This is a genomic window from Gordonia sp. BP-119, from assembly GCF_016924115.1.
GTDB lineage: Bacteria > Actinomycetota > Actinomycetes > Mycobacteriales > Mycobacteriaceae > Gordonia > Gordonia hongkongensis.
On sequence record NZ_JAFFZF010000020.1, the window covers coordinates 54810 to 70349 of the forward strand.

The 15540-nt window shown below is 66.9% G+C and carries 15 protein-coding genes; 9 read left to right on the forward strand and 6 right to left on the reverse strand.

Features of this window, described 5'->3' with window-relative positions; translation table 11 throughout:
• Position 1: 1 nt before the first annotated feature.
• The 5 genes from narJ to JW364_RS13140 form a co-directional block, all read right to left on the reverse strand.
• Entirely contained in the window at positions 2–667 is a 666-nt protein-coding gene (gene narJ / locus JW364_RS13120; RefSeq protein WP_205333226.1) for a nitrate reductase molybdenum cofactor assembly chaperone, read from the reverse strand.
• The gene (gene narH / locus JW364_RS13125; protein ID WP_205333225.1) at positions 664–2352 is read right to left on the reverse strand and encodes a nitrate reductase subunit beta; all 1689 of its coding nucleotides are present in this window, start codon (positions 2350–2352) and stop codon (positions 664–666) included. Before narH ends, narJ begins: the two co-directional genes overlap by 4 nt.
• A complete protein-coding gene (locus tag JW364_RS13130) occupies positions 2352–6095 on the reverse strand; it encodes a nitrate reductase subunit alpha (RefSeq protein WP_205333224.1) in 3744 nt (1247 codons plus the stop codon). Before JW364_RS13130 ends, narH begins: the two co-directional genes overlap by 1 nt.
• Before the next feature lie 124 nt (positions 6096–6219).
• Positions 6220–6561, reverse strand: coding sequence for a cupin domain-containing protein (locus tag JW364_RS13135; RefSeq protein WP_083229291.1), 342 nt, complete (start codon positions 6559–6561; stop codon positions 6220–6222).
• Positions 6562–6846: 285 nt separating this feature from the next.
• Positions 6847–7947 (reverse strand): sorbosone dehydrogenase family protein, encoded by a 1101-nt coding sequence (locus JW364_RS13140; protein WP_068969971.1) that lies wholly within the window; start codon positions 7945–7947, stop codon positions 6847–6849.
• Between the two features lie 272 nt (positions 7948–8219).
• Here JW364_RS13140 and rpsH point away from each other — a divergent pair, with 272 nt between their 5' ends.
• The 9 genes from rpsH (at position 8220) to map (ending at position 13834) form a co-directional block, all read left to right on the forward strand.
• Entirely contained in the window at positions 8220–8618 is a 399-nt protein-coding gene (gene rpsH / locus JW364_RS13145) for a 30S ribosomal protein S8 (protein ID WP_205333223.1), read from the forward strand.
• A gap of 15 nt (positions 8619–8633) precedes the next feature.
• Positions 8634–9170, forward strand: a complete 537-nt coding sequence (gene rplF, locus JW364_RS13150) for a 50S ribosomal protein L6 (RefSeq protein ID WP_058251979.1) — start codon at positions 8634–8636, stop codon at positions 9168–9170.
• A gap of 3 nt (positions 9171–9173) precedes the next feature.
• On the forward strand, positions 9174–9578 hold the full coding sequence (gene rplR / locus JW364_RS13155; protein ID WP_058251978.1) for a 50S ribosomal protein L18: 405 nt from the start codon (positions 9174–9176) through the stop codon (positions 9576–9578).
• Positions 9579–9624: 46 nt separating this feature from the next.
• Positions 9625–10272: a 30S ribosomal protein S5 gene (rpsE, locus tag JW364_RS13160; protein ID WP_058251977.1), complete on the forward strand. Its 648-nt coding sequence runs from the start codon at positions 9625–9627 to the stop codon at positions 10270–10272.
• Positions 10273–10274: 2 nt separating this feature from the next.
• Positions 10275–10460, forward strand: a complete 186-nt coding sequence (rpmD, locus tag JW364_RS13165; protein WP_058251976.1) for a 50S ribosomal protein L30 — start codon at positions 10275–10277, stop codon at positions 10458–10460.
• Complete coding sequence (gene rplO / locus JW364_RS13170) at positions 10457–10897, forward strand: 50S ribosomal protein L15 (RefSeq protein WP_004023566.1); 441 nt, start codon at positions 10457–10459, stop codon at positions 10895–10897. Before rpmD ends, rplO begins: the two co-directional genes overlap by 4 nt.
• 206 nt (positions 10898–11103) lie before the next feature.
• On the forward strand, positions 11104–12432 hold the full coding sequence (secY, locus tag JW364_RS13175; protein ID WP_058251974.1) for a preprotein translocase subunit SecY: 1329 nt from the start codon (positions 11104–11106) through the stop codon (positions 12430–12432).
• Complete coding sequence (locus tag JW364_RS13180; RefSeq protein ID WP_004023564.1) at positions 12429–12983, forward strand: adenylate kinase; 555 nt, start codon at positions 12429–12431, stop codon at positions 12981–12983. The genes secY and JW364_RS13180 overlap by 4 nt, the downstream gene beginning before the upstream one ends.
• Before the next feature lie 53 nt (positions 12984–13036).
• Positions 13037–13834, forward strand: a complete 798-nt coding sequence (map, locus tag JW364_RS13185) for a type I methionyl aminopeptidase (RefSeq protein ID WP_058251973.1) — start codon at positions 13037–13039, stop codon at positions 13832–13834.
• 92 nt (positions 13835–13926) lie between these two features.
• Here map and JW364_RS13190 read toward each other — a convergent pair whose 3' ends face one another.
• Positions 13927–15537 carry an HNH endonuclease signature motif containing protein gene (locus JW364_RS13190; protein WP_165629737.1) on the reverse strand — a complete coding sequence of 537 codons (1611 nt, stop codon included), beginning with the start codon at positions 15535–15537 and terminating at the stop codon, positions 13927–13929.
• Positions 15538–15540: the final 3 nt, after the last annotated feature.

Below are 15540 nucleotides of genomic sequence, written 5' to 3' on the forward strand. Positions count from 1 at the left end.
CTCACGCTCGGGTCGGGTTGATCGGCAGCAGGCGGGGATCGAAGGGTTCCAGGCCCACGGTCTCCGTCGGTGCGGGTGCGCACATCGCGAGCGCCGTGGCCCGGTCGGGTGGGGAGGGACTGGGCAGGGTGGCGCACACCGCCGCCACCGCCCCGGCGTACGGCGACTCCGCGCCGAGCAGGGCGAACCGGATCAATTCCAGTGCTGCACGGTGCTTCTCGAGCAGCTCGACGCCGCGGCCCGGATCGGCCCGCGCGCTGAACTCGAGCACGATCGGCAGATGGTCGGGCAGTTCACCGCGCAGGTCCACGAGAAATCCACTGTCGCGGTAGGCCTGCTTGAACTCGCCCAGCGACGCGCCCCGACGCCGGGTGTCCCCATCGGACCAGTACGACAGGTAGAGCGTGTGCCGTTTCGAGAGATCGAAGAGCTCGATGTACTCGCGGCGCAGCGCTGCCGGATCGCCACCGCCGAGGTGATCGACGGTCTGTCGCAGCAATTCTGTCGCCAGGGAGTCGTCCTGTTCGGCGAGGGCGGCCCGTATCAGATCGACGCGGCCGAGGACCTCGTCGTCGGGATAGCTCAGACACCAGGACGCGATCAACCGTATGACGGTGCCCTCGTCGGTCGCCCGCGAGCGACGTGCGAACAACCGTGGTCCCCTCATCGTGCTTCCTCGTCGGGAGTCGACGGCCCGGGTACGCGTTCGGGGAACAGGCCCGGCGGGGCCCCGTTGCCGTCCCAGTTGAGCAGGTTGGTCCGGCCCGCCATCGTGTGCTCGCCGGCCGCCGTGTCAGTGGTCTGACGCTGACGCAGCGCATGGAACGTCTCCACCGACACCGGCGCGGGACGACCGCTGGCCTCGCCGAACGGCGACGAGTCGAACATGCCGGGCCCGTCGTCGTAGTCGAGCGAACACCCCATCTCGTCCAGTTTCTCGGCCTGTTCGAGATGAGCCGTGGGGATCACGTATCGCTCTTCATATTTCGCGATCGCCATCAGGCGGTACATCTCGTACACCTCTTCCTCGGTCATCCCCACCGCGGCCGGTATTCCGGCGTCGGGTTCACGGCCCAGGGTCACGTCGCGCATGTACGAGCGCATGGCGGCCAAGCGGCGCAACACCGTGTCGATGACGACCGTGTCACCGGCGGTGAACAATTCGGCCAGGTACTCCACCGGAATCCGAAGGGCCTCGATCGCGCCGAACAGCGTTCCCGCGCCCTCGGCGTCGTGACCCTGCTCGGCGAGCAGGTCGACGATCGGCGACAGCGGTGGGACGTACCAGACCATCGGCATCGTGCGGTATTCCGGGTGCAGCGGGAGCGCGACACGGTACTTCTTCGCCAGCGCGTAGACCGGCGATCGGCGCGCGGCCTCGAGCCAGTCGTCCGGGATGCCGTCGCGTCGAGCGGCGGCGATCACCGCCGGATCCTCGGGGTCGAGCATCAGATCGAGTTGCGCCTCATACAGATCGCGATCATCGGGGACCGAGGCGGCCGCAGTCACGGCGTCGGCGTCGTAGAGGAAGATGCCCAGGTAGCGAAGCCGGCCGACGCACGTCTCGGAACACACCGTCGGCTGCCCGACCTCGATGCGCGGGTAACACAGCGTGCATTTCTCGGCCTTGCCGGATTTGTGGTTGAAGTAGATCTTCTTGTACGGGCAGCCCGTGATGCACTGCCGCCAGCCGCGGCAGCGGTCCTGGTCGACGAGCACGATGCCGTCCTCGCTGCGTTTGTAGATCGCACCGGAGGGGCACGACGCCATGCATGACGGATTGAGGCAGTGTTCGCAGATCCGCGGCAGATAGAACATGAAGGTCTGCTCGAAGCCGAACTTCACCGCGTCTTCGGAATCGCGCCGGAGCTTCTCGACGATGGGGTCGCGCTCGGCGAGTTCCGGTGCACCGCCGAGGTTGTCGTCCCAGTTCGCCGACCAGGTGACCTTGGTGTCCTTGCCGGTGAGCAGGGACTTGGGACGGGCGACCGGGAAATCGTCGCCGAGCGGGGCGTCGATGAGGGTCTGGTAGTCGTAGGTCCAGGGTTCGTAATAGTCCTCGATGGTCGGCTGGACCGGACTCGCGAACAGGGTCAACAGCTTCCGCACGCGGCCGCCGGCGCGCAGGCGCAGCCTGCCGTTGCGGTTGAGGACCCATCCGCCCTGCCAGGTGTCCTGGTCGTCGTAACGACGCGGATATCCCTGTCCGGGGCGGGTTTCCACATTGTTGAACCACACGTACTCGGTGCCGGACCGGTTGGTCCAGGCCTGCTTACAGGTCACTGAGCAGGTGTGGCACCCGATGCACTTGTCGAGATTCATCACCATCCCGACCTGGGCCATGACCCGCATCAGTACGTCACCTCCTGGCTGCGTTTGCGGATGGTCGACACCATGTCGCGTTGGTTGCCGGTCGGTCCGAGATAGTTGAAGGCGTAGGACAACTGGGCATATCCACCGATCAGATGAGTCGGTTTCACCAGCAGCCGCGTCGGCGAGTTGTGGATGCCGCCCCGGCGGCCCGTCGCCTCCGACTTCGGGACGTCGATCGTGCGTTCCTGGGCGTGGTGGACGTAGCAGACCCCGGCCGGCATGCGATGGCTGACGATTGCACGGCACACGAAAACGCCGTTGGCGTTGGTGCATTCGATCCAGTCGTTGTCGGCGACGTCGATCGAGGCGGCGTCCTGGGGACTCAGCCAGGCGATCGGCCCGCCGCGGGAGAGTGACAACATGAACAGGTTGTCCTGGTACTCGGAGTGGATCGACCACTTCGAGTGCGGCGTCAGGTACCGCACCGTGATCTCCCGGGCGCCGTCGGGTCCGAGCTTGGGTTCGCCGAACAGGCGGTGCATGTCCAGCGGCGGCCGGTAGATCGGGAGCGACTCGCCCATGTCGATCATCCAGTCGTGGTCCAGATAGAAGTGCATCCGTCCGGTGAGCGTGTGAAACGGCTTGAGCCGCTCGATGTTCACCGTGAACGGTGCGTACCGGCGGCCGCCGGTCTCCGACCCGGACCACTCCGGCGACGTGATCACCGGCACGGGTGCCTTCTGGGTGTCGGCGAAGCGGATGCGCTTCTCCTCCGAACCGCGCGCGAGGTCGTCGAGGCGGAAGCCGACGCGTTGCTGCAGCTGTTCGAAGCCGGCCACCGCGAGTTCGCCGTTCGTGGTGCCCGACAACGTCAGGATCGCCTCGGCGAGTTTCTCGTCGGTGTCGATGGCCGGTCGTCCGTCGCCGGCGCCGCCGAGCATCACGCCGTTGGATTCGGCGAGTGTGCGTGTTTGTTCCTCGAGCGGGTAGGTCACGTTCTTGACGGTGAAGCCGAGGGTGTCCGCGAGCGGTCCGATGGACGCCAGCTTGTCCGCGATCGCGGTGTAATCCCGTTCCACCACGGTGAAGTTGGGCATGTTCCGGCCTGGCTGTCCGACAACGCCGTCGTGTCGCCAGTCCAGAATCCGGCCGTGCGGTTGTGCAACCTCGCCGGGGGTGTCGTGCTGCAGGGGGACGCTGACGAGATCGCGCCGTGTACCGAGGTGGGTGCGTGCCAGGTCCGACAGCTTGCGTGCGAGCCGGTGGAACAGGTCGAAGTCGGACTTCGCCTCCCACGGCGGGTCGATCGCCGGTGTGAACGCGTGGACGAACGGGTGCATGTCCGTCGAGGACAGGTCGTGCTTCTCGTACCAGGTCGCAGCAGGCAGGACGATGTCCGACAGCAGCGTGGTCGATGTCATCCGGAAATCCGCCGACAGCAGCAGGTCGAGCTTCCCCTCCGGAATGTCGTCGTGCCAACGGATCTCGGCAGGCCTCGGGGTCTCGGGTTTCTCGGCGCCGAGCACGTTGTGGTGGGTGCCGAGCAGGGTCCGGAGGAAGTACTCGTTGCCCTTCGCCGAGGAACCGAGCAGGTTGGACCGCCACAGCACGAGGGTCCGGGGCCAGTTCTCGGGTGCGTCGACGTCGGTGATGGCGGATGTCAGTTGGCCGTTCTGCAGACGCTCTGCGACGTAGGACGCCGGATCGGCGGCGTCACCGCGATCCACGGCGGCGGTCGCCTCGTCGGCGACGTCGAGAGGGTTGGTGGAGAACTGGGGATAGAAGGGCATCCAGCCGAGCCGCGCCGACTGGGCGATGGCGTCGGCGGTGTGCTCGTGGTCCATCGTGCCGCGCGACAGCGGGGAGGCGAGTGAGGATGTCGAGTACCCGTCGTTGCGCCATTGCCCGGTGTGCATGTACCAGTACGAGGTCCCGGTCATGGTCCGCGGCGGGCGCGTCCAGTCCAGCGCGTTCGCCAGCGAGATCCAGCCCGTGATCGGACGACACTTCTCCTGCCCGACGTAGTGCGCCCAACCGCCGCCGTTGCGGCCCATGCATCCGGTGAGGATGAGCAGGGACAGGATCGCCCGATAGGTCGCGTCGCCGTGGAACCACTGGCAGATCCCGGCGCCCATGATGATCATCGAGCGGCCGCCGGATTCCTCGGCGTTGGCGGCGAATTCGCGCGCGACGCGAATCGCCGCCGCGGCCGGCACGCCGGTGATCTCGGCCTGCCACGCCGGTGTGTACGGCGCCGATGCGTCGTCGTAGCCGGTGGGCCACTCGCCGGGGAGCCCGTCCCGGGTGACGCCGTACTGCGCGAGTATCAGATCGAAGACGGTCGTGACGAGCCGTCCCCCGATCCGCCGCGCGGGGACACCTCGGCGGACCACGGCGCCGCTGCCGTCGGGGGCGTCGAAGACCGGGAACGCGACTTCGACGAATTCGGCCGCATCGCTCATGAGTGTCAGCGCGGGTTGCGCGCCACCGAGATCGAGATTCCATCGCCCCGCACCGGAGTCGGCGTACCGGAACCCCATCGAGCCGTTGGGCACCACCGGCTCATCGCGTGCCTCGTCCCAGCACACCGTCTTCCAGACGTCCTCGGAGGCAACATGTTCCGCGCCGGGCAACTCGTCGGCGGTCACGAACTTCCCAGGGACGAATTTTCCGGGGACGTCGGTGCCGGTCGAGTCACCGTCCGGCCCGCCCGGTTTTTCGTCCAAGTGGATCAGGAACGGCAGGTCGGTGTAGCGGCGCACGTAGTCGTCGAAGAACCCGGTCGAGCGCCGGACGAAGAACTCGGTGAGGATGACGTGTCCCATCGCCATCGCGAGCGCCCCGTCGGTGCCGGCCTGCGCGGGCAGCCATTCGTCGGCGAACTTGGTGTTGTCGGCGTAGTCGGGGCTGACCGAGACCACCTTGGTGCCGCGGTAGCGCACCTCGGCCATCCAGTGCGCGTCCGGGGTCCGCGTCACCGGGACGTTGGAACCCCACATCATCAGGTACGTCGCGTCCCACCAGTCCCCGGACTCCGGGACGTCGGTCTGGTCGCCGAACACCTGGGGACTGGCCACCGGCAGATCGGCGTACCAGTCGTAGAACGAGGTCATCACCCCGCCGATCAGCTGGATGAACCGGGTGCCGACGCAGTGGCTGACCATCGACATGGCCGGGATCGGGGAGAAACCCGCGCACCGGTCCGGACCGTGGGCCTTGATCGTGTGGACGTGCGCTGCCGCGGCCATCTCGACGGCCTCGTCCCAGGAGACGCGAACGAGCCCGCCCTTGCCCCGTGCGCGCTGGTAGGAGCGTCGGCGCAGCGGGTCTCCGACGACGTCGGCCCACGCCAGCACGGGATCGCCGAGCCGGCGCTTCGCCTCGCGGAACATCTCCACCAGCACACCCCGGGCGTACGGGTGTCGGACCCGGGTGGGGGAGTAGGTGTACCAGGAGAAGGCCGCGCCCCGCGGGCACCCGCGGGGTTCGTACTCGGGCCGGTCCGGGCCCACCGAGGGGTAGTCGGTCTCCTGGGTCTCCCAGGTGATGATCCCGTCTTTGACGTAGACCTTCCACGAGCAGGAGCCCGTGCAGTTCACGCCGTGTGTCGAGCGCACGATCTTGTCGTGGCTCCATCGATCCCGGTAGAAGACGTCACCCGCCCGACCGCCGTCCCGGAAGACGACACGACGATCGTCGGTCTCGTCCCATCGGGTGAAGAACCTGCCGATGTCCAACAGTGCGGTGGCTGCAGAACCCTGTACATCTTCTGACCGGGCCATGAGCGACACCATACGGAGGGTCGGCAATTGTTTCTTCCCGAATCGCAAAGTCGATCAGATATGCCGAAAACGTTTGTGGGAAATACACCCGTCGGTCATTCGGGAAACAATCTGGTCGCTTAGGTCAACGCGTGGCAACCGTCAACAGGATCGCCGAGTCCTCTTGTGCGGTCAGGCCGTGACGCGTCGACGGAATGGTCACCAGGTCGCCGGTGGCGCCCTCCCACCGGCCGGCCGGATCGCCGTCCGCCGAGGTCAGGACGACACGCCCGCGCAGGACCTGCAGCGTGGCCTCGGTGGGACTGTCGTGATCCGACAGTGCCGCGCCCGCGACCAGTGCGATCACCGTTTGTCGAAGATGTCGAGAAGAGTTGCCGTGCAACGTATGAGAGGCCCGTCGGCTCGACGCTTCGCGGGCCGAGGACAGGAGCTCGTCGACGAGCTCGGGAAGATGAGTCGAATCCACGTGTTCCACCATGACATCGCGGCGCGGCGACGAGGTGATGTTCGGCGGATCGAGGCCAGTTCGTTGTTACGCTGTCGACCGACGCGGTGATCCTGCCGCCTGGAATAGGCCACACAATCGTTGCGAAAACACCCGGTGATGACGGGCTCGCACCCATGAGAGTCCGGCGATGAGACGATTTCGGAAAATGGTTCCGCGAAATGATTCGAGAATCGAACTGTCGATTCCGTACAGAACCGATCGGCGCCCGTCGGATGGCTTCTGGTCCGCGCGCCGGAACTGTGGTCAGCCGAGCCGCATCCGGAGCAGACGATCGTCCCCGTCGGCCGGCCGGCCGCGTCCGTCGGTGTTGCTCGTGCCGAACCACAGTGAGCCGTCGGGCGCGGCGGCCACGACGCGCAGCCGGCCGAACTCGTCGGCGTACCTGCTCACCGGCTCGCCGGCGGCCGACCCCGTGAGCGGTATCTCCCACAGCCGCCGGCCGCGGAGCGCGGCCATGTAGGCGCGGTCGCCGATGATCGCCAGCCCGGCCGGGGACGCCTCCTGCGTGGTCCAGGTGGCGGCCGGCGCGACGAACCGCGGATCATCGGAATCGCCTTCGACCTCCGGCCACCCGTAGTTGCCACCCGGTCGGATCAGATTGAGCTCGTCACGACGGTTCTGTCCGAACTCACTGGCCCACAGCCGGCCTGCGCCGTCGAAGGCCAGGCCCTCGACGTTGCGGTGCCCGTACGAGTGGACCTCGTTGCCGAACGGGTTGCCCGGCCACGGGCGGCCATCCCGGTCCACCCGCAGGATCTTGCCGTTCAACGCGGTGACGTCCTGGGCGACCTCGGGTACGGCGGCATCGCCGACCGCGACGAACAGGCTTCCGTCCGAACCGAAGGCGAGGGCGCCGCCGTGATGGTTGTAGGCCGCGTCGAGTCCGGTGATCAGCGGTCGGGGACGGGTGAGCCGGTCGCCGTCGAAGTCCAGGCGCACCAGCCGATTGTCGGTGGCGGTCGTGTAGTAGACGAACACCGCGCTCTCGTCGCCTGGCGCCACCGCGATGCCCTGCAACCCGCCTTCGCCGCGGGGAGCGGCGTCAGCGAACTCGCCGACGGTCCGGACCTCACCCCCAGGGGACACCCGGACGATCGTGGCGTCGTCGCGCTGGGTGACGAGGGCATCGCCGTCACCGAGGAAGGCCAGCGCCCACGGCACGTTCAGCCCGGATGCGACGGTCTCGACCGACGCGGCGTCTGCGGACGTGCCCGTCGGACCCGAGCCGGATCGATCCCGCGTCGGCGGATCGTCGGTGGCGCACCCGGTCACCAGCGACGTACCGGTGATGCCGAGCAGCCCGGCCCCGAGCAGGCCCGTTTTGAGGAGTTTGCGTCGATCCATACCCTCGATGGTGCCTGATGGTCGCCACTGCCGACCGGTGCCGATTTGGGTCTACGCTGCGGATTCCCTACACTAGACCGGTTGCCTGTGCACCTCAGGTGTCCGGGACACAACTGAATAGTCTCCGGTGCCGGCGAAAAGCCAAGGGCATCGGCGGCGAGAACCTTCAGAAACAACTATCCACTTCGTGGAAGGCCCACCGCAGGTCACCGGGATTTTTCCGGCCACCGGCGCTGTATGGGAACCGCTACGAGAAAGGTTGACGGTCACCCATGACCATGACTGACCCGATCGCAGACTTCTTGACGCGTCTGCGTAACGCCAACTCGGCGTACCACGACGAGGTGACACTGCCCTCGTCGAAGATCAAGGTGAACATCGCCGAGATCCTCAAGCGCGAGGGCTACATCACCGACTACCGCACCGAAGACGCGGAGGTCGGGAAGAACCTCGTCGTCTCCCTGAAGTACGGCCCGAGTCGCGAGCGCTCCATCACCGGTCTGCGCCGCGTCTCCAAGCCCGGTCTCCGGGTCTATGCAAAGTCCACCAACCTGCCCAAGGTTCTGGGCGGCCTCGGCGTGGCCATCATCTCCACGTCGTCGGGCCTGCTCACCGATCGCCAGGCAGCCAACCAGGGCGTGGGCGGCGAAGTCCTCGCCTACGTCTGGTAGGGGAGGTAACAACACATGTCGCGTATCGGAAAGAACCCCATCGAGATCCCCGCGGGCGTGGACGTCACCATCGACGGCCAGAACGTCACCGTGAAGGGCCCCAAGGGTGAGCTCTCGCTCACCGTCTCCGAGCCCATCTCGGTCGCCAAGGAGGACAACTCCATCGTCGTGACCCGCCCCAACGACGAGCGTCGCAGCCGCGCGCTGCACGGCCTGAGCCGTTCGCTCGTGAACAACCTCGTCGTGGGCGTCACGCAGGGCTACACCAAGAAGATGGAGATCTTCGGTGTCGGTTACCGCGTGCAGGCCAAGGGCAGCGACCTCGAGTTCGCGCTCGGTTACAGCCATCCCGTGCCGATCGAGGCCCCGGCGGGCATCACGTTCGCCGTGGAGTCCCCGACGAAGTTCTCGGTCTCGGGTATCGACAAGCAGCAAGTCGGCGAGATCTCGGCGGTCATCCGCCGCCTGCGTCGTCCGGACCCCTACAAGGGCAAGGGCATTCGCTACGAGGGTGAGCAGATCCGTCGCAAGGTCGGAAAGACGGGTAAGTAAGCCATGAGTGATTCAGCTACCAAGACAGTGCGCAAGCCGATCGGCAAGGACGTCTCGACGCGTCGTCGCAAGGCGACCGGCAACCGTCACTTCCGCCTCCGCAAGAAGGTCAGCGGAACCCCGGCCCGTCCGCGTCTCGCGGTCAAGCGCAGCTCGCGCCACATCCACGTCCAGTTGATCGACGACCTGGCCGGCAAGACGCTGGCCGCGGCATCGACGATCGAGGCCGATGTGCGTGCGGCCGGCGGCGACAAGTCCGCGCAGGCCCGCAAGGTCGGCGAGCTCATCGCCGCCCGCGCCAAGGCTGCCGGCGTCGACGCCGTCGTGTTCGACCGTGGTGGCAAGGACTACCACGGCCGGATCGCCGCGCTCGCCGACGCCGCCCGCGAGGGAGGCCTGAGCTTCTGATGACCATCTCGAACAGCTACACCCACATGACCGGAGGGAACCTCTGATGCCCGGACGTCAGCGTGACGGCGGAAACGGACCCGCCGGTAACGACAACAACCAGAACAACCAGGGCGGCGGCAACGACCGTCGCGGCGGTGGCCGCGGCGACCGCCGCGATCGTGGCGGCCGCGACCAGGACCGCAACCAGCTCGAGCGCGTGGTGACCATCAACCGCGTCTCGAAGGTGGTCAAGGGTGGACGTCGTTTCTCGTTCACCGCTCTCGTGGTCGTCGGCGACGGCCAGGGCATGGTCGGCGTCGGCTACGGCAAGGCCAAGGAAGTCCCGGCCGCGATCCAGAAGGGTGTCGAGGAAGCTCGCAAGAACTTCTTCCGCGTGCCCCTGATCGCCGGCACCGTGACCCACCCGGTCCAGGGTGAGGCCGCCGCCGGTGTCGTCATGCTCCGCCCGGCCAGCCCCGGTACCGGTGTGATCGCCGGTGGCGCGGTGCGTGCCGTGCTCGAGTGCGCGGGCGTCCACGACGTCCTCGCCAAGAGCCTCGGCTCGGACAACGCCATCAACGTCGTGCACGCCACCGTCGCGGCACTCAAGATGCTGCAGCGTCCCGAAGAGGTCGCGGCCCGCCGCGGTCTGCCGATCGAGGATGTCGCTCCGGCCGGTATGCTCCGCGCTCGCGCAGGACAGGGGGTCTGATCATGGCTCAGCTGAAGATCACTCAGGTCAAGGGCACCATCGGTACCAAGAGCAACCAGCGTGACAGCCTGCGGACCCTCGGACTCAAGGGCATCCGCCAGACCGTCACCCGCGAGGACACGCCGATCAACCGCGGCCTCATCAACGCGGTTCGTCACCTCGTGACAGTCGAAGAGGTTCAAGCATGACCATCAAACTCCATCACCTTCGCCCCGCTCCGGGGTCGAAGACCGACAAGACCCGCGTGGGTCGCGGTGAGGGGTCCAAGGGTAAGACCGCCGGTCGCGGCACCAAGGGCACCAAGGCACGCAAGAACGTGCCCGCCGGCTTCGAGGGTGGCCAGATGCCGATCCACATGCGGCTGCCGAAGCTCAAGGGCTTCACCAACCGCAACCGGATCGAGTACCAGGTCGTCAACGTCGGCGACATCGCCCGCCTGTTCCCGCAGGGCGGCACCATCGGCGTCGACGAGCTCGTCGCGGCCGGCGCCGTTCGCAAGAACAAGCTGGTGAAGGTTCTCGGCGACGGTGACCTGTCGGTCAAGGTCGACATCACCGCCGACAAGTTCACCGCCTCCGCCAAGGAGAAGATCGCCGCTGCCGGTGGCAGCGTCACCGAACTCTGACGGACACACACCGCGGTCGGGCGGCAGCATCGCTGCCGCCCGACCGGGGCGTTTCGGTGTGACTGTTAGAGTCTCAGAGGTTGTCCTGCCGGACACGCCCAAGACTGCCGCATCCCGAAAGACCATCGTCGATTGCCGAGCACACGGGGGTCGGGTCGCACCGACCCGGAACGTAGACCTCGCGTGGTCGTTACTAGGAGGAGTTAGTGCTTTCCCCCCTCTTCGCGGCCATTCGGACGCCGGATCTGAGGAAGAAGATCCTCTTCGTTCTCGGCATCATCATCCTGTATCGGCTGGGAGCGACCGTCCCGTCGCCGGGTGTCGACTACCAGGCCGTGCAGGCGTGTCTCGACGAGGTCTCGTCCGGTGAGTCGAGCTCGGTCTACTCCCTGATCAACCTGTTCTCCGGCGGCGCGCTGCTGCAGCTGTCGGTGTTCGCGATCGGCATCATGCCGTACATCACGGCGGCCATCATCGTGCAGCTGCTGACCGTGGTCATCCCGCGCTTCGAGCAACTCCGCAAGGAGGGCCAGGCCGGCCAGGCCAAGATGACGCAGTACACGCGCTACCTGGCCGTGGCCCTCGCACTCCTGCAGTCGACGGGCATCGTGGCCCTCGCCGACCGTGGCCAGCTCCTTCCGCAGTCCTGTGCGCAGAGCGGTGAAGTCCTCAACGACCAGAGCATCTTCGGTCTGTCGATCATCGTGCTCGTCATGACCGCCGGCGCCTGTGTCGTCATGTGGTTCGGTGAGCTCATCACCGAGCGCGGCATCGGCAACGGAATGTCGCTGCTGATCTTCGCCGGTATCGCCGCGCGTATCCCCGCCGAAGGTCGCACCATCCTCAACAGCCGCGGCGGACTCGTCTTCGCCCTCGTCTGTGTCGCCGCGCTGATCATCGTCGCCGGCGTCGTGTTCATCGAGCAGGGCCAGCGCCGCATCCCGGTGCAGTACGCCAAGCGCATGGTGGGCCGCAAGATGTACGGCGGGTCGTCGACCTACCTGCCGCTGAAAGTCAACCAGGCCGGCGTCATCCCGGTGATCTTCGCCTCGTCGCTGCTGTATCTGCCGCAGCTGATCGTCGAACTCACGCGCAATCCCGATGGGACGCAGTCGACCTGGCAGGAATACGTCACCAGGTACCTGACCGATCCGAGCAACGGCGTCTACATCGCCGTCTACTTCCTGATGATCATCTTCTTCACGTACTTCTACGTGGCGGTGACGTTCAATCCGGAGGAGCGCGCCGACGAGATGAAGAAGTACGGTGGATTCATCCCGGGCATCCGTCCGGGAGCGCCCACGGCCGAGTACCTCGGGTATGTGCTCAGTCGTATCACTCTGCCGGGCTCGATCTACCTCGGTATCATCGCGGTACTCCCGAACCTGTTCCTCGAGATCGGTAACAGCGGCAACGTCCAGAACCTGCCGTTCGGTGGTACGGCCGTACTGATCATGGTCGGCGTGGGTCTGGACACGATGAAGCAGATCAACAGTCAGTTGATGCAACGCAAGTACGAAGGATTCCTGAAGTGAGACTTGTCATTCTCGGCCCGCCCGGAGCAGGTAAAGGCACCCAGGCGGAGCTTTTGAGCGAAGCACTCGGGATCCCCCACATCTCGACCGGCGACCTCTTCCGCGCGAACATCTCCCAGGGCACCGCCGTGGGTGTGGAGGCCAAGAAGTACCTCGACGCCGGCAACCTCGTCCCGTCCGAGATCACGGTGGACATGGTCCGCGCCCGCGTCGGCGAGCCGGATGCGTCGAAGGGTTTCATCCTCGACGGTTTCCCGCGCTCGACCGAGCAGGCCGACGCGCTGAACGACATCCTGGCGAATCTCGACGCCTCGCTCGACGCCGTGCTCTCGTTCGTCGTCGACACCGACGTCGTCGTGGAGCGCATGCTGGCCCGTGGCCGCGCCGACGACACCGAAGAGGTCATCCGCAACCGGATGGACGTCTACACCCGGGAGACCGCGCCGCTGCTCGCGTACTACGGCGACCAGGTCAAGACGATCGACGCGGTCGGTGACATCCAGGGCGTCCACCAGCGCGTCCTGAGCGCGCTCGGCGCCGGCGTCTCCTGACCCGCTGCGTTCTGACCGCACAGTCTTTGACAACCGAGGAATCGCTGTAGGGCATGGGTTTTCGTAAGCGCAAGCGCGTCGTCCCCTTCCGCAGTGCGGGCGAGCTCGATGCCATGGCCGCGGCGGGCGCGGTCGTCGGGGCCGCGCTCGTCGCGGTGCGCGATGCGGCGAAGCCGGGGGTCAGCACCCTCGATCTCGACGAGGTCGCCGAATCCGTGATCCGGGGGGCCGGGGCGGTGCCCTCGTTCAAGGGCTACCACGGCTTTCCCGGATCCATCTGCAGCTCGGTGAACGACGTCGTCGTCCACGGCATCCCGTCCGCGGACGTCGTTCTCGCCGACGGCGATCTGGTGTCGATCGATTGCGGCGCCATCCTCGACGGCTGGCACGGGGACTCGGCCTGGACCTTCGGGGTCGGGGAACTGTCCACCGCCGACGAGGAACTCTCCGAGGCGACGCGGCTGTCGATGGAGGCGGGGATCGCGGCCATGGTCGACGGCGCTCGCCTCACCGACATCTCCCACGCCATCGAACTCGGCACGCGCGCCGCGGAGAAGAAGTTCGGCCGGCCCTTCGGCATCGTCGACGGTTACGGCGGCCACGGCATCGGCCGCGAGATGCACATGGAACCGTTCCTGGCGAACGAGGGTGAACCCGGCAAGGGGCCGACGCTCGTGATCGGCTCCACCCTGGCCATCGAGCCGATGCTGACGCTGGGCACCACGGACACCACCGTCCTCGACGACGACTGGACAGTCGTCACCGACGACGGTTCGCGTTCCGCCCATTGGGAACACACCGTCGCGGTGACCGCCGACGGACCCCGTATCCTCACCCCGCGCCCGGTCTGACTCCACGCCAGTGCGGGATTCGTAACGGGAACCGATACGAATCCCGCACTGTAGGGCTTGAAGTTCTTGGATGCTGTCCTGTTGTTGCGCGGTCAGTTTCGTACCAGGAGTTCGGCGAGACACGCCTCGACCGGCGTATAGGTCTGGCCCGGGCGCAGTGGCGGGAGGGCCGCTGGCCAGTAGTCGACGATCGGCCATACGGGTTGTTGCTGGGGGCGTGTCTGATCGCCGGACGTGTTGCGTCCGTGGATCTCTCGCCGCACTTGTTCGAGGTGGGCCTGCAACCGCTTGGGTATGTCGGGTCGGCGGTTGAGGTGTTCGGGGTTGGGTGGGGCGCCGGGTTCGGCGTTGAGTCGCCAGAGGCAGCGGCCTTCGTCGGGTCCGGATCGGGCGATTCGGGTGGTGTATTGGCCGGGTTGGTCGCCGACCATGCGGTTGTGGCGCGGGCAGGCGGGTGCGAGGTCGTCGATGTCGGTGAGACCGCCCTTGGCCCAGTCTCGTTCGGCGTGATGAAGCTCGATGTGGGTGGCGGGCTGATCACACCCGGGTGCCGAGCACACTTCACCGTCGGGGCGGGCGAAGGAGACGAGGCGTTGTTCGCGGGTGGCCAGACGTCTGCCCCGCCCGAAGTGCAGCGGGACGGTGGTGGCGTCTTTGAAGATCGCCAACCACGGCTGGACGTCACCGGCCATCGCGATCAAGTCCCGGATGGGCAGCAGGGTGCCGGTGGCGGTGGTCGCGAGTCCGGCTTCGCGGACGAGGTCGCCGAGGTCGGCTTTGATGATCAGTTGCACGGGCAGGCCGCGGTGCGAGGTGCCGAGTGCGCCGTCGGCGAAACCTGCGGCCAGTGCGGCGTCGAGGGCGTCGTGATTCGTTTGGGCGAGAGTGCGACCGTCGCGGTCGGCTGCGGCGGCCAGGGCGTCGGGGTCGGCGGTGCCGGCCGGTCCGCTTGGTGAGGCGGGGTCGTCGGGGTTGTTGAGTCCGGGTTTGCCCCAGACCGCGAACATCATCGACAACCGGGCGGCGAGTGCGGGGGTCAGGGTGCCCGATACTTTGGCTGTCCCGTCGGCTCGTTGGCGTCCGATCCACAGGCCGCGGCGTCGTTTCTGGTCGGTGTCGTCGGTCAGTGTGCCGTCGGGGTCGAGATGGGCGAGCAGGCGGGCACCGAGCTGGGTGATCTCGGCGGGGGTGTGGGCTTCGGCGATCTCGGCCATCTGACGTTCGGCGGCGACCTTGATGTCGTGGTCGATGGTGCCGGGGATGCGGTCGAGGACGTCGAGGGTGGCTTGTACGTGGGCGGAGCCGACAGCTCCCACGGCGAACGCCTCGGCGAGGCAGGGGTGTTCGGGTGGTAGGACCTCGCCGCCGAGGCTGGTGCGGGTGGCGGTGGCGTCCATCTGCTTACGGCGCCGCATCGGGTTCGAGACTCGTAGCCGGTGTGTCATGTACTGCATGAGTGTTCGGCACCCGGCTTGTCGGGGCAGGTCGCGAGCCTCGACCTGATCGATCTGCCGGTCACCGGCCACGGTCAGACGCGCGATGGCGCGTTCGGTTTCCGCGGCCACCTCGGCGAGTTCGGCATCGGCACACGGCGACAGATCCACGGTCTGCAACTTGTCCAGGGTGCGATGCAGATCGGCAACCAATTCGACCGCACGAGGGGTCGGCGCGTCGGTGCCGACGTCTCGTTGGGAATCGAACACGAC